The 18,136-nt window shown below is 72.1% G+C and carries 15 protein-coding genes; 11 read left to right on the top strand and 4 right to left on the bottom strand.

All coding sequences use genetic code 11. The annotated features are described in order from the left end of the window. The first annotated feature begins 20 nt into the window (after positions 1 to 20). From tkt to ACIA77_RS35660, 4 genes are all read left to right on the top strand, one after another. The gene (gene tkt, locus ACIA77_RS35645) at positions 21 to 2,120 is read left to right on the top strand and encodes a transketolase (RefSeq protein WP_395890462.1); all 2,100 of its coding nucleotides are present in this window, start codon (positions 21 to 23) and stop codon (positions 2,118 to 2,120) included. A 241-nt stretch (positions 2,121 to 2,361) separates the two neighbouring features. Next, positions 2,362 to 2,994 (top strand): 6-phospho-3-hexuloisomerase, encoded by a 633-nt coding sequence (hxlB, locus tag ACIA77_RS35650; RefSeq protein WP_395890483.1) that lies wholly within the window; start codon positions 2,362 to 2,364, stop codon positions 2,992 to 2,994. Between the two features lie 61 nt (positions 2,995 to 3,055). Further along, on the top strand, positions 3,056 to 4,024 hold the full coding sequence (gene glpX / locus ACIA77_RS35655; RefSeq protein ID WP_395890463.1) for a class II fructose-bisphosphatase: 969 nt from the start codon (positions 3,056 to 3,058) through the stop codon (positions 4,022 to 4,024). A gap of 84 nt (positions 4,025 to 4,108) precedes the next feature. Further along, positions 4,109 to 5,491: an ATP-dependent 6-phosphofructokinase gene (locus ACIA77_RS35660; protein WP_395890464.1), complete on the top strand. Its 1,383-nt coding sequence runs from the start codon at positions 4,109 to 4,111 to the stop codon at positions 5,489 to 5,491. Positions 5,492 to 5,616: 125 nt separating this feature from the next. On the opposite strand, the gene ACIA77_RS35665 is transcribed toward ACIA77_RS35660, so the two are convergent. The 4 genes from ACIA77_RS35665 to ACIA77_RS35680 are packed head-to-tail and all read right to left on the bottom strand — an operon-like array spanning position 5,617 to position 9,164. Further along, positions 5,617 to 6,834, bottom strand: a complete 1,218-nt coding sequence (locus tag ACIA77_RS35665; RefSeq protein WP_395890465.1) for an acetyl-CoA C-acetyltransferase — start codon at positions 6,832 to 6,834, stop codon at positions 5,617 to 5,619. Between the two features lie 22 nt (positions 6,835 to 6,856). Beyond that, positions 6,857 to 7,525, bottom strand: coding sequence for a GntR family transcriptional regulator (locus tag ACIA77_RS35670; RefSeq protein ID WP_395890466.1), 669 nt, complete (start codon positions 7,523 to 7,525; stop codon positions 6,857 to 6,859). 41 nt (positions 7,526 to 7,566) lie between these two features. After that, positions 7,567 to 8,286: an enoyl-CoA hydratase/isomerase family protein gene (locus ACIA77_RS35675; protein ID WP_395890467.1), complete on the bottom strand. Its 720-nt coding sequence runs from the start codon at positions 8,284 to 8,286 to the stop codon at positions 7,567 to 7,569. Beyond that, positions 8,283 to 9,164, bottom strand: a complete 882-nt coding sequence (locus tag ACIA77_RS35680) for a 3-hydroxyacyl-CoA dehydrogenase family protein (protein ID WP_395890469.1) — start codon at positions 9,162 to 9,164, stop codon at positions 8,283 to 8,285. The genes ACIA77_RS35675 and ACIA77_RS35680 overlap by 4 nt, the downstream gene beginning before the upstream one ends. A gap of 113 nt (positions 9,165 to 9,277) precedes the next feature. On the opposite strand from ACIA77_RS35680, the gene ACIA77_RS35685 reads away from it, so the two are divergent. From ACIA77_RS35685 to ACIA77_RS35715, 7 genes are all read left to right on the top strand, one after another. Continuing rightward, on the top strand, positions 9,278 to 10,633 hold the full coding sequence (locus ACIA77_RS35685) for an MmgE/PrpD family protein (RefSeq protein ID WP_395890470.1): 1,356 nt from the start codon (positions 9,278 to 9,280) through the stop codon (positions 10,631 to 10,633). After that, positions 10,633 to 11,784 (top strand): acyl-CoA dehydrogenase family protein, encoded by a 1,152-nt coding sequence (locus ACIA77_RS35690; protein ID WP_395890472.1) that lies wholly within the window; start codon positions 10,633 to 10,635, stop codon positions 11,782 to 11,784. Before ACIA77_RS35685 ends, ACIA77_RS35690 begins: the two co-directional genes overlap by 1 nt. After that, complete coding sequence (locus tag ACIA77_RS35695) at positions 11,784 to 13,118, top strand: MmgE/PrpD family protein (protein WP_395890473.1); 1,335 nt, start codon at positions 11,784 to 11,786, stop codon at positions 13,116 to 13,118. The genes ACIA77_RS35690 and ACIA77_RS35695 overlap by 1 nt, the downstream gene beginning before the upstream one ends. Further along, positions 13,115 to 14,479 carry a CoA transferase gene (locus tag ACIA77_RS35700; RefSeq protein ID WP_395890474.1) on the top strand — a complete coding sequence of 455 codons (1,365 nt, stop codon included), beginning with the start codon at positions 13,115 to 13,117 and terminating at the stop codon, positions 14,477 to 14,479. The genes ACIA77_RS35695 and ACIA77_RS35700 overlap by 4 nt, the downstream gene beginning before the upstream one ends. Continuing rightward, positions 14,479 to 16,554: an acetate--CoA ligase family protein gene (locus tag ACIA77_RS35705; RefSeq protein WP_395890475.1), complete on the top strand. Its 2,076-nt coding sequence runs from the start codon at positions 14,479 to 14,481 to the stop codon at positions 16,552 to 16,554. Before ACIA77_RS35700 ends, ACIA77_RS35705 begins: the two co-directional genes overlap by 1 nt. A 54-nt stretch (positions 16,555 to 16,608) precedes the next feature. Further along, complete coding sequence (locus ACIA77_RS35710; RefSeq protein WP_395890476.1) at positions 16,609 to 18,000, top strand: MFS transporter; 1,392 nt, start codon at positions 16,609 to 16,611, stop codon at positions 17,998 to 18,000. After that, positions 17,997 to 18,136 (top strand): acyl-CoA dehydrogenase family protein (locus ACIA77_RS35715; protein ID WP_395890484.1); only part of this gene is annotated, 140 nt, incomplete at its 3' end. The genes ACIA77_RS35710 and ACIA77_RS35715, both read left to right, overlap by 4 nt.

Genomic DNA, 18,136 nt, shown 5'->3' on the forward strand with positions numbered 1-18,136 from the left:
ACCATCAGGAGTGCGCGCCCATGGCACCGAACGAATCACCTGACGAGGTCGTTCGCTTGACCACCAAGCGGCTCCCCGGAGACTGGACCGAGTTGGACCAGCGCGCGGTCGACACCGCCCGCGTGCTGGCCGCCGACGCCGTCGAGCACTGCGGGAGCGGACACCCCGGCACGGCCATGAGCCTCGCGCCCGTCGCCTACGCGCTGTTCCAGCGGGTCATGCGGCACGACCCCGCCGACGCGCAGTGGATCGGCCGGGACCGGTTCGTGCTTTCGGCTGGGCATTCGAGCCTCACCCTGTACATCCAGCTGTTCCTCTCGGGGTACGGGCTGGAGCTCGACGACCTGAAGGCCCTGCGCAAGTGGGATTCGCTGACCCCCGGTCACCCCGAGTACGGGCACACCAAGGGCGTGGAGACCACCACCGGCCCGCTCGGCCAGGGCCTGGCCAACGCGGTCGGGATGGCCATGGCCGCCCGCCGCGAGCGCGGCCTGTTCGACCCGGACGCCGAGCAGGGCAAGAGCGTGTTCGACCACCAGGTCTACGTGATCGCCTCGGACGGCGACATCGAGGAGGGCGTCACCTCCGAGGCGTCGTCGCTGGCCGGCACGCAGCAGCTCGGCAACCTCACGGTGATCTACGACAGCAACGAGATCTCCATCGAGGACGACACCCGCATCGCGCTGTCGGAGGACACCGCCAAGCGCTACGAAGCGTATGGCTGGCACGTCCTCACGGTCGACGGCGGTGAGAACGTGGCCGGGTTCCTGGACGCGATCGCGCAGGCCAAAGCCGAGACCGCCCGCCCGACGCTGATCGTGCTGCGCACGGTGATCGGCTTCCCGGCGCCGACCAAGATGAACACCGGCAAGGCACACGGTGCCGCGCTCGGCGCCGAGGAGCTCGCGGCGGTCAAGCGCGCCGTCGGCCTCGACCCGGAGCAGCACTTCCAGGTCGACGACGAGGTCCTGCGCCACGCCCGCGAGGTGGCCGGGCGCGGCCGGGCCGACCGCGAGAAGTGGCAGCTCGAGTTCGACGCCTGGGCGCAGGCCAACCCCGAGCGCAAGGCGCTGCTGGACCGCCTCAGCAAGCGCGCGCTGCCCGCCGGCTGGGCCGACGGGCTACCGAAGTGGGAGGCGGACGGCAGCGCGGTCGCCACCCGCAAGGCGTCGGCCGCGGTGCTGGCCGAGCTCGGCAAGGTGCTGCCCGAGCTCTGGGGCGGGTCCGCGGACCTGGCCGAGAGCAACAACACCACGATCAAGGGCGCGGACTCCTTCGGGCCGGCCGAGATCTCCACCGACGCCTGGCAGGCCAACCCGTACGGGCGCACGCTGCACTTCGGGATCCGCGAGCACGCGATGGGGTCGATCCTCAACGGCATCGCGCTGCACGGCGGAACCCGCCCGTACGGCGGCACCTTCCTGATCTTCAGCGACTACATGCGCCCGGCCGTGCGCCTGGCCGCGCTGATGAAGCTGCCGACCATCTACGTGTGGACGCACGACTCGATCGGCCTCGGCGAGGACGGTCCGACCCACCAGCCGGTGGAGCAGCTGGCCTCGCTGCGCGTCATCCCGGGGATGTCGGTGGTGCGCCCGGCCGACGCGAACGAGACCGCGCACGCCTGGAAAGCCGTGCTGGAGGACACCAGCGGCCCGGCCGGGCTGGCGCTGAGCCGCCAGAACCTGCCGACCCTGGAGGGCACGTCCGCCGACGGCGTGGCGCGCGGTGGCTACGTACTCGCCGAGGCGTCCTCGGGCAGTCCCGAGGTGGTGCTCATCGGCACGGGTTCCGAGGTCCAGCTGGCCGTGGAGGCCAGGAAGGTCCTCGAGTCCGAGGGGGTCGCCACCCGGGTGGTGTCGATGCCGTGCGTGGAGTGGTTCGACCGGCAGGACCGGTCCTACCGGGAACAGGTGCTGCCGCCTTCGGTGCGCGCCCGGGTGGTCGTCGAAGCGGGGACGGCGCAGCCGTGGCACCGGTTCGCCGGCGACGCGGGTGAGATCGTGTCGTTGGAGCACTTCGGTGCTTCGGCGGACTTCAAGACGCTGTTCAAGCAGTTCGGGATCACCACCGAGGCTGTGGTCGAAGCCGCCCGGCGGAGCGTGCAGTCCGCGCGTTGATCCGCGCCCGCCGGCGGATCAGTCCGTCGGCGGTGGCCGTTGGCACCGGCGGCCCCGGCGAACAGCCGGGGCCGCCTTCTCGTGCTTTCGATCCGTATTCGTTATCCCAATCACGGGATAGTGTTTCCCAATGTCGTAAGCCTTGCTGGTCAGCACGCAGGTGGACAATCATTTTGAGCTGAGTGGCTTATCGGAGCCACTGCGAAGATCCGGGATGGCTGTGTTCACCGCACCGGACAAAGTGACCAACGAATGCCATCCGCCCCGTGAGTGGAGGAAGATCTCGTTGACGCAGACGACTTCGAAGAAACTGGATGCCAGTCATTTCTCGACCGCGACCCGCACGGTTGTCGGCGAGGTGGACCGGGTGAGCGCGGCGGTGCAGTCGCCGGCCTGGGTCCGGGCCGGCGGGTTGCTGCTCAAGGCACCGGCGGTGTTCACCATCGGCACCGGGCGCAGCGGGCTCGCGCTGCAGATGGCCGCGATGCGGTTCATGCACCTCGGACTCCCCACCCACGTCGTCGGTGAGGTGACCGCTCCGGCGATCGGCGCGGGCGACGTACTGGTGGCGGCTTCGGGCTCGGGGTCGACGGCCCGGGTGGTGCGGGCCGCGCAGACCGCTCGTGACCAGGACGCGAACGTGATCGCGCTGACCACGAACCCCGACTCCGCGCTGGCCAAGATCGCGACCGAGGTGCTTGTCATCCCGGCCGCGGACAAGCAGGACTTCGACGGCAACGCCTCCGTGCAGTACGCGGGCAGCCTGTTCGAGCAGTCCGTGCTGCTGACCACCGACGCGTTGTTCCACACGCTGTGGCAGAGCAGCGGGTCGCAGGCCCGCGAGCTGTGGCGCCTGCACGCGAATCTCGAGTAACCGCAGGCGGAGTGCCGCGATCTCACTGTCCTGATGCTACAGACGAGAAGGGAAACCCGAGATGCAGTATCAGAGTGAGGTCGCGCCGCGGACTTCTACCGACATCCACACGTTGGAGGCGGTGGCGCTGGCCGCTACGCGCCGGGCCGCGGTGGCCAGTTTCGCCTGGGTCGGCCGCAACGACCAGAAGGGCGCCGACGCGGCGGCGACGGCGGCCATGCGGGAGGCGCTGGCCGACGCGCCCGGGCGGGGGAAAGTGGTCATCGGGGAAGGCGAAAAGGACGACGCCCCGATGTTGTTCAACGGCGAGATCGTGGGCACCGGCCACGGCCCGGACTTCGACATCGCCGTCGACCCCCTCGAAGGAACCTCGTTCTGCGCGCACGACCTGCCCGGCTCACTGGCGACGATCGCGTTCGCCGAATCGGGCACCTTCTGGTCACCCGGGCCCGGGTTCTACATGGACAAGATCGTGGTGGGACCGCAGGCGAAGGACGTCATCGACCTCGACGACCCGGCCGAGGAAACCTTGGCCAAGGTCGCCAAGGCGCTCGGCAAGCAGGTCAGCGAGCTGCGCGTGATGATCATGGACAAGCCGCGGCACAAGGAGCTGATCGCCCGGGTGGTGCGGGCGGGCGCGGCCGTGCAGACGCCGGCGGGCGGCGACGTCGGGGGCAGCCTGGCGGTGCTGCTGCCGACGCTCGACATCGACCTGCTCATCGGGGTCGGCGGCACGCCCGAGGGCGTGATGACCGCGGCGGCGGTCCGGGCACTGGGCGGCGGCATGCTGGGCCGGCTGGCTCCTCAGCGCAAAGAGGAAGCGGACAACATCCTGGCCGCGGGGATGTCCCTCGACCGCATCTACACCTGTGACGAACTCGTGTCCGGCGATGCGTTCTTCGTCGCCTCGGGTGTCAACGGCGGGCCTCTCGTCGGGCGTCCGCGGAAACACCAGGGCGCGACGATCACCGAATCGCTCCTGATCTCCCGGGGCGAGATCCGCCACATCACCCACACCACTTTCGACTAAATTCCCCCGATGGTTCGCGCTCGCGAATTCCGATCCTCCCCGGTGGCAATCCTCGAGCGGCTCCATCACGATCAAGGAGATTCGGTGACGTTGCACCTGGACGACCTCCGCGTTCGCCGTCTCGGCGAATGCCGTTACGATTCGCCGCTCTCCGAGATGCTCTCCACCAAGCAGACCTCTCCGCACTACGTCGCGGAGGGCGACCGGGTGCTGCTCGAGGACACCGTCTCGATGCTCGCCGAGCACGGTCTCCCGCCCGGTCAGGTGCCGAGCTTCGAATCCGCCGGACCCCGCCGGAAGATCTACTTCGACCCCGCCCGCGTGACCGCCGGTATCGTCACGTGCGGGGGGTTGTGCCCCGGCCTCAACAACGTCATCCGCGGTCTCGTCCAAGAACTTTCCGTGCACTACCAGGTCAAGCGGATCCTGGGCTTCCGCAACGGGCTCCAGGGGCTGACGGCCGAACACCGCCACGACACCATCGAACTGACGCCCGAGCGCGTCCGCGACATCCACAACTCCGGCGGCACCATCCTGGGCAGCTCCCGCGGCGGTCAGGACGCCGACGAAATGGTCGACAGCCTCGTGATGCGCGGCGTCGACATCATGTTCGTCATCGGTGGCGACGGCGGGATGCGCGCCGCGACGTTCCTCAGCAAGGCGATCAGGGCGCGCGGTCTCGACATCGCCGTCATCGGGGTCCCGAAGACGATCGACAACGACCTGCCCTTCACCGACCAGTCGTTCGGGTTCCAGAGCGCGTTCGCGCGGGCCACCGACTTCATCTCGGCGGTCTCCGTGGAAGCCGCGGCCAGCCCGAACGGCGTCGGGATCGTGAAGCTGATGGGCCGGCACTCCGGTTTCATCGCCAGCTACGCCGCGTTGGCCGCCAACGCCGCGGACATCGTCTTGATCCCCGAGATCCCGTTCGCCCTCGGGGGAGCGGACGGGCTGCTGGCGCACGTCGAGCAACGCGTGCGAGCGAAGGGTTACGTGGTCATCGTCCTCGCCGAGGGCGCGGGCCAGGACCTGCTCGAGGAACAAGGCCTGCCGCAGCAGAACGGCCGCGGCACCGACGCCTCGGGCAACGTCAAGCTCGGCAACATCGGCGAGCTGCTCAACGAGCGCATCGCGACGCACCTGTCCGCGGCCGGCCTCGCCCCCACGATGCGCTACATCGACCCGAGCTACTCGGTCCGCAGCATCGCCGCCAACGCGTACGACAGCGTCTACTGCCTGCGGCTGGCCCACGCCGCGGTCCACGCCGCCATGGCGGGCCACACCGAAGCCGCCGTCGCCCGCTGGCGCCGCCGCTTCGTCCACGTCCCGCTTTCACTGATGACCAGCCGCCGCAACCAGGTCGACCCCGACGGCGACCTGTGGATGTCCGTGCTCGAAACCACCTGCCAACCGGCGGAGTTCGGCCCGGCCCCGGTCCGTGAGCGAGTCTCGACGGGGTTTTGCTGAACCCCGGGACACCGACCACGTCTGATTGCGACGGCAACACCGGGAAACCCGCCGGAGACGGCGGGTTTCTCGGTGTCCGGGGTCCGTTGTGGACGTTCTGCGGTAGCGGGCCGGTGACCGGCGCGTCAGGCGACGCGTTCGAACAGGGCGGCGATGCCCTGGCCGCCGCCGATGCACATGGTTTCCAGGCCGTAGCGGGCTTCGCGACGGGCGAGTTCGCGGCTGAGCGTGGTGAGGATCCGGGTGCCGGTGGCGCCGACGGGGTGGCCGAGCGAGATGCCGGAGCCGTGCACGTTGACGCGGTCGAGGTCGTCGTCGGTGAGCTTCCACTCGCGCAGGCACGCGAGGACCTGCACGGCGAAGGCCTCGTTGATCTCGATCAGGTCCACGTCGGCCAGGTCGAGGCCCGCCCGCGCGAGCACGGCCGCGGTGGCGGGCACGGGCCCGATGCCCATGGTCTCCGGGGCGACCCCGGCCACCGCCCAGGTCACGAGGCGGACGAGCGGCGTGAGGCCGTGGGCTTCGGCTTGTTCGGGGGTGCAGACGATGCACAGGGCGGCGCCGTCGTTCTGCCCGCTGGAGTTGCCGGCGGTCACGGTCGCGTCGGGATCGTCCTTGCGCAGCACCGGTTTCAGCGCGGCGAGGGCCTCGGCGGTGGTGTCCGGGCGCGGGTGTTCGTCGACGTCGACGACCTGCTCGCCCCGCCGGGTGCGCACCGGCACCGGCACGATCTCGTCGGCGAACACGCCCGAACGCAGCGCGGCCGCGGCGCGGTGCTGGGAGCGCAGGGCGAACGCGTCCTGTTCCGCGCGGCCGATGCCGTACTCGCGGCGCAGGTTCTCCGCCGTCTCGAGCATCCCGCCCGGCACGGGGTGGTCGCGCCCGCCGGCGGTGACGCGGCCGCGGGCCAGCGAATCGTGCAGCGTGACGCCGGAACCCTTGACGCCCCAGCGCATCCCGGTCGCGTAGAACGGGGCGTCGCTCATGTTCTCGGCGCCTCCCGCGATCACCAGGTCGCTGATGCCGGTCTGCACCTGCATGGCCGCGTGCAGCACGGACTGCAGCCCGGAGCCGCAGCGGCGGTCGAGCTGGAGACCTCCGGTGCGCAGGCCCAGACCACCGTCGAGCGCGACCACGCGGCCGAGCGCCGGCGCCTCCGACGTGGGGTAGGCCTGTCCGAGCACGACGTCGTCGACGGCTTCCGGGTCGAGCCCGGTGCGCTCGAGCAGCGCACGCAGCACGGTCGAGGCGAGGTCGGCGGCGCTCACCCCCGCGAGCGCGCCGCCGAAGCGGCCGACGGGGGTGCGGAGGGGTGAGCAGATGAGGGCGGGGCGAAGCTCCATGACGGGTCCTCCCGGGGAACGTTCAGTCGGTGCCGGCGCGAAGCCTTCCGGCGTGCCGGATGTGGGCCGACATCAGCGCACCCGCCTGTTCGGCCTGGCCGGCGCGGATGGCGTCGATGATGTCGGCGTGGTCGGAGTCCAGCGCGGCCGCGTTGTGCTCCGTGTCCCACAGCGTCACGCTGGTCGGGAAGCGCGACCAGAGGCTGGCGATGTGGTCGAGCAGCACGGCGGCGCCGCCCTCGTAGATGGTGTAGTGCAGGTCCTTGTTGAGCCGCGAGAGGTCGGTGCCGTCGGCGCCCGCGGATTTCGCGGCCCGCAGCGCGGCGTGGGCCGCCTCGATCTTCTCCAGGCGGTCGGGCGTCAGGCGTTCGACGGCGATCTCCGTGGCGAGCCCTTCGACCGCGGCGCGAAGCCGGTACAGGTGCGTCGCCGTTTCCGGGTCGACGTCGCGGACGGTCGCGCCGCGGTGCGGGGAGTAGGCGATGGTGCCGTCGGCTTCGAGGATGCGCAACGCCTCCCGCACCGGGGTCACGCTGACGCCGTAGCGCTGCGCGATCTGCACCTGCCGCAACGCCTGCCCCGGCCGCAGGGTCCCGTTGGCGACCTCCTGCTTCAACCGCGTCACGACGTACTCGGTGCGGCTCTGCGGAGGTGCCGGAGTGCCGTCCGCGATCTCCGGTGCGCGTGCCATGGGCCAGCTCCCTCGATGCTTCACATTGTGCAAAGTGCAGACTACCTGCGCGTCGCCCGCGCCAAGCGCGAACGCGCCTCGTCGCTCTCGAAGCACAGCGCCTGCAGTGCGGCGTCGGCGATCCGCCGGTGGTCGCCGGGAGCGTGGACCGCCTCCTTCGCGTAGCGCACCGCCGTCATCGAGGCCTTGCCGAGTTCGTCGAGCAGCCGGTCGACCGCGGCGTCGAGGTCGTCGGCGACCTCGTCGACGAGCCCGATCGCCAGCGCCTCGTCCGCGCCGATCCGCTTGCCCGTGAAGATCAGCCGCTTGGCGGCGGACCACCCGACGACGCGGGGCAGGCGGAAGAGCCCGCCCGCGGACGGGATGATGCCGAGCCGGACTTCGGGCAGGCCCCACGTCGCCGTGGTCGACGAGAGCCGGAAGTCGCACGCCAGCGCGATCTCGCAGCCGCCGCCGAGCGCGTGTCCGCCGACGACCGCGATGGTCGGCCACGGGTACTCCTCGAGCGCGGTGAAGAGCCGGTGGTTCACGCGCTGCAGAGCTTCGCGCCGGGTGCGCTGAGCGAGTTCGGTCAGATCCGCGCCCGAGACGAACGTGCCCGGCACCGCGCTGCGGAGCACGAGCGGGCGCGCACTGTCCGCGAAACCGGCCAGCGCGCGGTCGATCCCGGCGCTCATCTCGAGGTCGAGCGCGTTGAGCTTGCCCGGCCGGTCGAGCCAGATCGTCGCCGCGCGGCCGGTGAGTTCGGTGCGCACGCTCATCGCGGGTTCTCCGATCCCGGGATCCGCGTGCCGTCCTCGGCGTAGCGGTAGACCCCCTGGCCGGTCTTGCGCCCGAGCCGGCCCGCCTGCACGAGGCTGACCAGCAGCGGGTCAGGGCGGAACCGCTCGCCCAGTGACGTGTGCAGCCCGCGCAGCACCGACAGCCGGGTGTCGAGCCCCACGAGATCGACCAGCTCGAACGGCCCCATCGGGTGGTTGAGCCCGTGCTTGAGGGCGAGGTCGATCTCGTCGGCGCTCGCGACTCCTTCGGACAGCATGTGGAACGCCTCGTTGCCGATGATCACGTTGACCCGGCTGGTCACGAACCCCGGCCGGTCGGCCACCCGCACCACGACCTTGCCCGCCGACTCGCACAGCTCACGAGCGGCCGCCTCGGTGGCGGGCGAGGTCTGCAGCCCGCAGACCATCTCGACCAGCCGCATCCGGTGCACGGGGTTGAAGAAGTGCAGGCCGACCACGCGCTGCGGGCCGGGCACCCCCGCGGCGATCGCGGTGATCGGCAGGGCCGAGGTGTTGCTCGCGAGCACCGCGTCCGGCCCGGTCACCGCGGCCACGTCGGTGAGCATCCGGTGCTTGAGCTCGAGGTCCTCGGGCACGGCTTCCACCACGAGATCGTTGCCCGCGAAGGCAGCCAGGTCCGCGGTCGCCGTGATCCGGTCGACGGTTTCGCCGACGGCGCCCGGCGTGCCCGCGCGCCGGGCCGCCCGTTCCAGTCCGGCGCGGATCGAGGCGCGCCCGCGTTCGGCCGTCTCCTGGTCGACGTCGCACAGGACCACCGGGTGCCCGGCGGCGGCGAAGACCTGGGCGATGCCCCGGCCCATGATCCCCGCGCCGAGCACCCCGACTGTCGAGTTCATCCGGTTCCTCCGATCTTCGGTGACGGATGCTCAGCGTATTGCATAGACAGCATTTTATAAAATGTGTAACCTCCGTCGCCAGGTGATCCCGCGAGGAAGCTGGAGGTACCGCGATGGACGACCAGGCGGCGGACTGGGTGTGCGCGCTGAGCGCCGTCTCCCCGGCTGACCTCGTGGAACGCGAGCGGCGGGCGGTCGAGGTGCTCATCGCCGACGCGCTCGGCACCGCGGCCGCGGGCCGGACCGCTCCGGGGGTCGGGGATGCGCTGTCCGGCTGGGAAGGTGATTTCGGCGAAGGGCCGGTGCGGCTGCCGTGGACGCGCGCGAGCCTGCCCGCCCCCGCGGCCGCGGCAGCCCTGTCCGCGCTGATCCACGCCTGGGACTTCGACGACACCCACGATTCCGCGGTGGTGCACACGAGTTGCGTCGCGCTGCCCGCGGCGCTGGCGGTGGCGTCGGCGCACGCCCGGTCCGGGCCGGACGTGTTCGCGGGTGTGCTCGTCGGGGTCCAGGTGCTGGCGAGGGTGTCGGCGGCCATCGGCGCGCAACGCGGCGTGATCCGCACCGCGGGTCTCGGTGCGCTGGGTGCGGCCGCCGCGGCGGCGAGAACGCTGGGCCTGCCGCCGGATCGGTTCGCCCACGCGCTCGGTCTCGCGCTGACCGCGACGGGTTCGGCGATGACCCGTCAGGTCGTCGCCGAGGGCTCGCCGGCCAAGCGGCTGCAGCCGTCGTTCGCCGTGCAGGCCGGGGTTTCCGCCGCGCTGCTGGCGGCGCGCGGAGTCCACGGGCCGGTCGGCTGGCTCGACGGCGAGTACGGCGTGCTCGCCCTGCGCGCGGACGGCGACCCGGCCGGCGCGCTGGCCGAGATCCGCGCGCCCGGCTGGGAAGTGACGGAGCTTTCGCTCAAGCCCTACCCCGCCTGCCGGTACACGCACGCCGCGATCGACGCGGTGGCCGGGGCGCGCGCCGGGGACCTCGACCGCGTGGTCGTGCACGTGCCGGCCGGGCCGGCCTACGCCTTGGTGGCGCGGCCGTTCCGGTGGCGCGGACAGCCGGTGGCCGACGTCCAGTTCTCGATCCCGTGGCTGGTGGCCGCCGCGCTGCGCACCGGCACCGTCGACCTCGCCAGCCTGCGTGAGCCCGTGCTCGGTGATCCCGGGATCGAACGGCTCGCCGCCCGGGTCCACGTGGCGCAGGACCTGCCGGCCCAGGTCGGCATGGCGCCCGCCGAGGTCGAGCTGATCCGCACCGACGGTTCGGTCGAGCGCCGCCGGGCCGACCTGCCCGGCTCGCCCGCCCACCCGTTGACGCTGGCGCAGGTCGAACAGAAAACCGCGGCGTGCGTGCGCGCCGGCGGTGGTGACCGCGGGGCCGTCCGCCGGATTTCGAGCTTCAGCACCGCACTCGCCGGGCCGGCCGCCGTGGACGTCCGCGCGGCACTGGCCACGATCGACACAGAGGAGAGTTGATGGATTTCTCGCTCACCCCCGAACAGCAGGCGCTGCGGGATTCGGCGGTCACGCTCGCCCGGCGCGAGTTCAGCGCCCGGGCCTTCCAGCACGATTCGTTCGCGTGGGACAGCCTGAAAACATTGGCGGACAACGGGTTCACGGGCCTGACCATCACGGAGGCCGACGGCGGCCAGGGGGCGTCGCTCCTCGAGGCGGTGCTGGTCATGCAGGCCGTCACCAAGGTGTGCCCGCACAGCGGCGACGCGGTGCAGGCGAGCAACTTCGGCGCGATCCGCCAGATCGCGAACTTCGGCACGAAGCGCGTCAAGGACGAGGTGCTGACCAAACTGCTGAAGGGCGAGGGCCTGGTCAGCGCGGGCATGAGCGAGCCGGAGGCGGGCTCGGCGCTCACCGACCTGCGCACCACCGCGCGCTACGACGGTGATTCGGTGGTCCTCAACGGACAGAAGTGCTGGAACTCGCACGGCCCGGAGATCACGCACTCCGTCGTGTGGTGCCGGTTCGGCCCGCGGACGCGCGACATCGGCGCCGTCGTCGTGCCCGTGGACGCGCCGGGGTTCAGCAAGGGCCGTCCCGAGCGCTACATGTCCGGGGAACAGCACTGCACGCTCACCTTCGACGACTGCCGCGTGCCGCGTGACTACGTGCTGGCCGACGCGGACGCGGTGAAGAACATGCTGTCGATCTTCGGCGTCGAGCGGCTCGGCAACGCTTCGCGTGCGCTGGCGCTCGCCGAAACGGCGTACGAGCGGGCTGTGGAGCACGTCAAGCAGCGCAAGCAGTTCGGCCGTCCGCTGATGGAGTTCCAGGGCCTGCAGTGGAAGTTCGCGGACATGCGCATCAAGCTGGACTCGGCGAAGCTGCTCATCTTCCGCGCGGTCGCGAACGCGGCGGGCGAGGCACCGGACCCCATCGAGGCCGCGATCGCGAAGGCGCACACCAACGAGGTCGCCTTCGCCGTCGCCAACGACGCCCTCCAGGCGTTCGGCGCCGCGGGCTATTCGACCGACCTGCCGATGGAGTACTTCGTGCGCCGCATCCGCGGCTGGATGATCGCGGGCGGCTCGGTGGAGATCCTGCGCAACACCATCGCCCAGGACGTGTTCGGCACGCGGTTCAGCCAGCGCCGCCCCGAGGCGGTGCGCTGATGGCCACTGCGGAGATCGCGGCCTGGGCCGCGCGGCACCGGGACGAGCCGCTGCCCGCCGAGGTCGAAACCCACGTCAAACGCCTGCTGCTGGACCACCTGGGCGGCGTCATCGCCGCCGCGCGGTTCCCGGTGGCGAAGCTGGTGGCCGGCTACGCCGCGGTCGCCAACCCCGGTGCGGAGGCGACGGCCGTCGGGTTCGGCTGGCTGTCCGCCGACGGTGCCGCGCTGGTCAACGGCACCGCCGCGCACAGCCTCGAGGTCGACGACGGCTACACGCCGGGCAGCGTGCACCCGAGCGCGGTCGCGTTCCCAGCGGTGCTGGCGGCGGCGCAGCGCCACGGCGCGCCGCCCGGACGGCTGCTCGCCGGCGCCGCGGTCGCACTGGAGCTGACCTGCCGGCTCGCCGCGGCCGGGCACCCCGCGACGTGGCGCAACGGTTTCCACAACACCCCGCTCGCCGGTGTCGTCGCCGCGGCCGCCGGAGTGTCCACGGTGCTGGGTTCCGACGCCGCGCAGACCGAGCACGCCCTCGGCATTGCCGCTTCCCACGCGGGCGGGCTGTTCGCGTTCCTCGGCCAGGACGCCGAGGTGAAGCGGCTCCACGCCGGAAAAGCCGCGCGCGACGCGTTGGCCAGCGCGGAGCTCGCCGCGCGCGGGCTCACCGGGCCGTCCGGGGTGCTGGAAGGGAAGAAGGGCTACTTCGAGGCCTTCGCGCACAACGACCACGACCCCCGCGTTGTCGTCGACGGCCTGGGCAGCGACTGGGCGTTGCTGCGCACGTACGTCAAGCCGTACCCGTGCTGCCGGCACCTGCACGGCCCGATCGACGCGGCGCTGGAGCTGCGCGCGGAACCCGGGTTCGACGCCGCGCGGATCACCCGGGTCACCGTCGGCACCTACGCGGTCGCGGCGCACCACAACGCGACCACAGTGGACAGTTTTCTCGGCGCGCAGATGAGCATTCCGCACGCCGTCGCGGTCGCGCTGCTGCGGGGCGAGGTCGGCCTGACCGAGTTCGAGGCCGCGGCCTATTCCCGGGAGGACGTCCGCGCGCTGGCGGCCAAGGTCGAGGTCGGGCCCGACCCCGAGGCCGAGGCGGTGTACCCGGTGGAACGCCCGGCGCGCGTGACGATCGAACTCGACGGCGCCGAGCCGCTGAGCCTGCGCGTCGCCCAGCCCTACGGCGAGCCGGACAACCCCGTCTCCGACGCGGCGCTGGAGGAGAAGTTCCGCCGGCTGTCCACGCCGTCGCTCGGTGCGGACCGGACGGCGAAGATCATCGCTGCCGTCCGTGCCCTCGACGACCTGTCGTTCCTGCAGGAGCTGGCGTGAAACCGTTGCGAGGACAGCGCGTCGTGGAGGTGGCGACGTACGTCGCGGCGCCGTCGGGCGGGCTCGCGCTCGCGCGGCTCGGTGCCGACGTCATCCGGGTCGACCCGCTCGGCGGGGGGGGGGCCCCCCCCCCCCCGGCCCCCCCCCCCCCCCCCCGCCGCCCGGGGGGGGGGCCGGGGCCCCCCAGCCCCACAACCCCCACCCCCGGCCCGCCCGCCCGCCCCGGCCGCCCGACGCGGAGCGGCGGGCGGGCGCCCGCGGGGCGCGGGGCCGCCGCAACCGGGGTCGCCCCGCCGGGCGGCGCGCCCCACCCCCCCGGGGGGCCGCCCGCCCCCGGCGGCGGCAGCTTGTACTGGACCGGGCTCAACAAGGGCAAGAAATCCGTCACCGTGGACCTCCGTTCGCCCCGGGGACAAGAGCTCGTGACGGCGCTCGTCACGGAACGCGGCACGTTGCTGGACAACACCGTCGGCTGGGACTGGCTCGCCGACGAACGGCTGCGGGCGCTGCGCCCCGACCTCGTGCACGTCCGCGTGCAGGGCCGGCCGGACGGTGGCCCGGCTCTCGACTACACGGTCAACGCCGCGGTCGGCGTCCCGCAGCTGACCGGGCCCGCCGGACTCGACGGGCCCGTGAACCACCAGCTCCCGGCGTGGGACCTGCTCACCGGCAGCCAGGCCGTGAACGCCGTGCTCGCCGGCCTCCTGCACCGCGCCACGACGGGCGAAGGCAGCTACGCGGAGGTCGCGCTGTCCGACGTGGCGCTCGGCGCGGTCGCCGATCTCGGGTGGCTGGGTGAGGCGCGGTTGACCGGGCGGGACCGGCCCAAGCAGGGCAACCACATCTACGGCAGCTTCGGCACCTCGTTCCGCACCGCCGACGGCCGCCACGTGATCGTGGTGGCGATGACGCGGCGGCAGTGGCGGGCGCTGCAGGAGGCGACCGGCACGACCGAGCAGCTGTCCCGCCTCGGCGAGCGCGCCGGGATCGACCTCGACGTCGAGGAGAACCGGTACCGGCTGCGGGAAGAGCTGGTCGCGGTGCTGGCGCCCTGGTTCGCCGAGCGGGACGTCGAAACCGTCACCATGGCCTTCGCGGACACGCCGGTGCTGTGGCAGCGCTACCGCTCGCTCACCGAAGTAGCCGCCGACGGTGGTGAGCCGTTGCTCGACGAAGTCGACCAGCCCGGCATCGGGCCGGTGCCGGCCGCTCGCAGCGCGGTGCGCTGGGCGAGCGCGCCGGCCGAAGCCGTCGAGCCCGCGCCGGCGCTCGGCGCGGACACCGAGGCGGTGCTGACCGGTGAGCTCGGGCTCGGGCAGAAGGAGCTCGCGGCTCTCGTGGACGAGGGAGTGATCCGCTGATGACGGTGACCACCGGTGAACTGGCCGGAGCGCTCCTGTGGCCGCGCAGCATCGCGCTGGTCGGTGCGTCCGACGATCCCGCGAAGACGAGCTCCCGCCCGCTGCGGTACCTGCGTTCGGCCGGCTTCACGGGCCGGGTTTACCCGGTGAACCCGCGCCGCGAGCAGGTGGGCGGCGAACGGGCGTGGCCTTCGCTCGCGGACCTGCCCGAAGTCCCCGACCACGTCTACGTGATGACCGGTGCCGAGCAGGCGATCGAGGCGGTGGGCGAATGCGGGCGCCTCGGCGTGCCCGTCGCGACGGTGCTCGCGAGTGGCTTCGGCGAAGAAGGAGAGCAGGGACGGGAGCGGGAAGCGCGGCTGCGCGCGGCGGCGGGCCCGACGCGCGTGCTCGGCCCGAGCAGCCTGGGGGTGGTCAACCCCCGCAACGGGCTGCTGCTCACCGCCAACGCGGCGTTCGCCGAAACCGACCTCGCGCCCGGTGGCGTGTTCGTCGCCTCCCACTCCGGCAGCGTCATCGGCGCGCTGGTCTCCCGGGGCAAGCAGCGCGGGATCTCCTTCGCGGGGCTGGTGTCCACGGGCGGGGAGGCCAACCTGAGCCTCGGTGAGATCTGTCTATCCACAGTGGACGACGACGGGATCGCTTCGTACGCGTTGTTCCTGGAGTCCCTGCACCACAGCGATCAGCTCGCCGAGTTCGCGCTGGCCGCGGCCGAACGCGGCAAGCCCGTGGTGGTCTACAAGCTCGGCCGCTCGGCGCAGGGCGCGCAGCTCTCGGTGTCGCACACGGGTGCGCTCGCCGGCTCCGACGAGGAGGCCGACGCCTTCTTCCGGGCGTGCCGCATCAGCCGGGTCGACAACCTGGAGGCGCTGATCGAGGCTCCCGCGCTGCTGGAGCGCGTGCCGGCCGGCAAGGGCGCCGCGGACTTCTCCGTCGCCGTGCTCACCACGACGGGTGGCGGCGCGGCGCTCATCGTCGACCAGCTGGGCTTGCGGGGCATCGGGGTGCGGGCGCCGTCGGCGCCGCTGCGGCAGCGGATCCAGGCGCTGGGTGCGCCGATCACCGACAGCATCGTCCTGGACCTCACCCTCGCCGGGGCGAAGCACGAGATCGTCAGCGGTGCGCTCGACGAGCTGCAACGCAGCGGCGAGTTCGACCTCGTGGTGATGGTGGTCGGCTCGTCGGCCCGGTTCCACCCCGAGCTCGCGGTGCGGGCGGTGGCCGAGCGCGCCGGCGGCCCGACGCCGCTGGCCGCGTTCGCGGTGCCGGACGCGCCCGAGGCGCTCGCCGCGCTCGCCGAAGCCGGGGTGCCGGCCTTCCGCACGCCGGAGGCGATCGTGGAGGCCATCACCGCGGCGGCTTCGCGGCCGGGAGCACTGGCGTACCGGCCGTCGACCGGCGGCCCTCGAGGCACCCCGAAGGTGCTCGACGAGCTCGACTCCTACCGGGTGCTGCGGGAGGTGGGCATCTCCGCGCCGCCCGCTGTCGAGGTGCCGGTCGACGAGGTGCTGCGCGGTCGGGTGCCCGCCGGGCTCCCGTATCCGGTGGCGGTCAAGGTGCTTTCGGCCGAGATCGCGCACAAGACCGACGCCGGCGGTGTCGTGCTCGGCGTTTCCGGCGAAGCGGAGCTCGTCGAAGCCGCCCGGGCGATCGCCTCGGCCGTGGGCCGATCCGGTGGTGTGGCCGAGCGTCTGCTGGTGACCGGGATGGCACCGTCCGGAGTGGACGCGCTGGTCGGCTACCGGGTCAGCGCCGAGGTCGGACCGCTGGTCGTGGTGGCGGCCGGTGGCCTCACCGCCGAGCTGTACCGCGATTCGAGCCTGCGGCTCGCGCCGGTGGACCTCCCCACCGCGCACGAGATGATCCGCGAGGTCAAGGGGCTCGCCCCGGTGGTCGGGTACCGCGGGTCCAGCGGCGACGTGGCCGCGCTCGCCGCGGCCGTCGTCGCACTGTCCACATTGGCCGAATCGGCACCGGAGGTGCTGGAAGCCGAGGTCAACCCGTTGCGCGTCTTCGGCCCGGGCGAGGGTGCCACGGCGCTCGACGCCCTGGTGTGCGTCACCGGACGGGGCTAGCCCGGTCCGCAGTTCTCCCACGTGTCTCAACGTCGAGCCGGAGGTAAGTTCGTGATGTCCGATTCCCGTCGTGGCCCCACCCCCGTCGGTGTTCACCTCGACCGCGCCCGGGTGGGGCGCCCGCACCTGAAACAGCTGGCTCTGCTCGGCGGGGGCGGCTTCTTCGACGCCTTCGACATCTACCTGTCGGGTTCCGTGCTGGCCGCCATGCTCGCCACGAAGTTCTCGACGGTGGGCCAGAACGCCCTCCTGCTTTCGGCGACGTCGTTCGGCCTGCTGGTCGGCACCCTGGTCGCCGGCTACCTCGGTGACCGGTTCGGCCGGCGCTCGACCTACCTGTACTCGCTGGCGCTCTACAGCCTGGCCACCCTGCTCACCGCGATCGCGCCCAGCCACGGGCTGATCACGGTGCTGCGCGTGGCCACGGGACTCGGGCTCGGGGCCGTGCTGATCACGGGTTACGGCACGTGGAACGAGTTCGTGCCCCACCGCCGGCGAGCTTCGTGGGCCGGGGTGCTCGCGATGGTCGTGAACCTCGCGCTGCCGGCGTCGGCGATCGCCGGCCTGCTGGTGATCCCGTCGCTGGGCTGGCGGGCCATGTTCGTGGTGTGCGGTGTGCCCGCGGCGCTGATCTGGGTGCTGCAGGTGAAGTTCCTCGACGAATCGCCTCGCTGGCTCGAGTCCCGGGGCCGCCACGAAGAGGCTTACCGGATCGCCCGCAAGTACAACCCCGACCTGCCCGAGCAGCCGCCGGCCGGCTTCCCCGATCCGCGGCCGGTGTCGGCGCGGCCCGACTTCCGCGCCCTGTTCCGGAAACCGCTGGGCCGGATCACGGCGGCGTGCATCCTGATCGCCGTGTGCAACCAGATCGCGTTCTACACGTTCCAGTCGTGGGTGCCGACGTACCTGGTCGGCCAGGGACTATCGGTGGAGAAGAGCCTCACCATCACGGTGTTCATGCAGCTGGGTGCCGTTCCCGGCTGCCTGATCGGCGGACTCGTGGGCGACCGGCTCGGGCGCAAGTGGATCAACGCGGTGCTGTTCGTCGTCATGGGGCTGGTCGGGATCTGGTACGGCTACTCGCGGTCGACCACCGAGCTGATCGTCTCGGGGATCGCGTGGGTCTTCCTCGCGAGCTTCGCGATCTCCGTGCAGATCGCGAGTTACATCCCCGAGCTGTTCCCGACCGAGCTGCGCATCCAAGGCTCGGCACTGGCCAACGCCTGTGCGCGCGGCGCTGTGATCGTCACGCCGTTCCTCGTCAGCTCCACCTTCTCCGGGGCCGGCGTGCAGGGGGTGTTCCTCGGGGTGCTCGGGGTCTGCCTGATCGGCGCGATCGCCGTGGTGGTGCTCGCGCCGGAGACGCGGCGGCGCAGCCTCGAGGACATCGCGCAGACCACTACCGGCCAGGTGGCCGGGGCCGAACTGGAAAGGAAGCTGTCGTGACCCGTCTGGCTCAGACCGCAGGTTTGACCGATGTGCAGTCGGAGATTTTGGCGACGGTGCGGTCGTTCGTGGATCGGGAGGTGATTCCGCATGCGCAGGCGCTGGAGCGTGCGGATGTGTATCCGGTGGAGATCGT

The sequence above is a fragment of the Amycolatopsis sp. NPDC051903 genome, from assembly GCF_044452505.1.
In the GTDB taxonomy this organism is placed as follows: domain Bacteria; phylum Actinomycetota; class Actinomycetes; order Mycobacteriales; family Pseudonocardiaceae; genus Amycolatopsis.

What these genes read in the sequence shown, in the direction of transcription:
- tkt (WP_395890462.1), top strand. Translation starts at nt 21, where the DNA reads ATGGCACCGAACGAATCACCTGACGAGGTCGTTCGCTTGACCACCAAG.
- glpX (WP_395890463.1), top strand. Translation starts at nt 3,056, where the DNA reads ATGCAGTATCAGAGTGAGGTCGCGCCGCGGACTTCTACCGACATCCAC.
- ACIA77_RS35665 (WP_395890465.1), bottom strand. Translation starts at nt 6,834, where the DNA reads ATGGAGCTTCGCCCCGCCCTCATCTGCTCACCCCTCCGCACCCCCGTC.
- ACIA77_RS35670 (WP_395890466.1), bottom strand. Translation starts at nt 7,525, where the DNA reads ATGGCACGCGCACCGGAGATCGCGGACGGCACTCCGGCACCTCCGCAG.
- ACIA77_RS35675 (WP_395890467.1), bottom strand. Translation starts at nt 8,286, where the DNA reads ATGAGCGTGCGCACCGAACTCACCGGCCGCGCGGCGACGATCTGGCTC.
- ACIA77_RS35680 (WP_395890469.1), bottom strand. Translation starts at nt 9,164, where the DNA reads ATGAACTCGACAGTCGGGGTGCTCGGCGCGGGGATCATGGGCCGGGGC.
- ACIA77_RS35685 (WP_395890470.1), top strand. Translation starts at nt 9,278, where the DNA reads ATGGACGACCAGGCGGCGGACTGGGTGTGCGCGCTGAGCGCCGTCTCC.
- ACIA77_RS35690 (WP_395890472.1), top strand. Translation starts at nt 10,633, where the DNA reads ATGGATTTCTCGCTCACCCCCGAACAGCAGGCGCTGCGGGATTCGGCG.
- ACIA77_RS35695 (WP_395890473.1), top strand. Translation starts at nt 11,784, where the DNA reads ATGGCCACTGCGGAGATCGCGGCCTGGGCCGCGCGGCACCGGGACGAG.
- ACIA77_RS35705 (WP_395890475.1), top strand. Translation starts at nt 14,479, where the DNA reads ATGACGGTGACCACCGGTGAACTGGCCGGAGCGCTCCTGTGGCCGCGC.
- ACIA77_RS35710 (WP_395890476.1), top strand. Translation starts at nt 16,609, where the DNA reads ATGTCCGATTCCCGTCGTGGCCCCACCCCCGTCGGTGTTCACCTCGAC.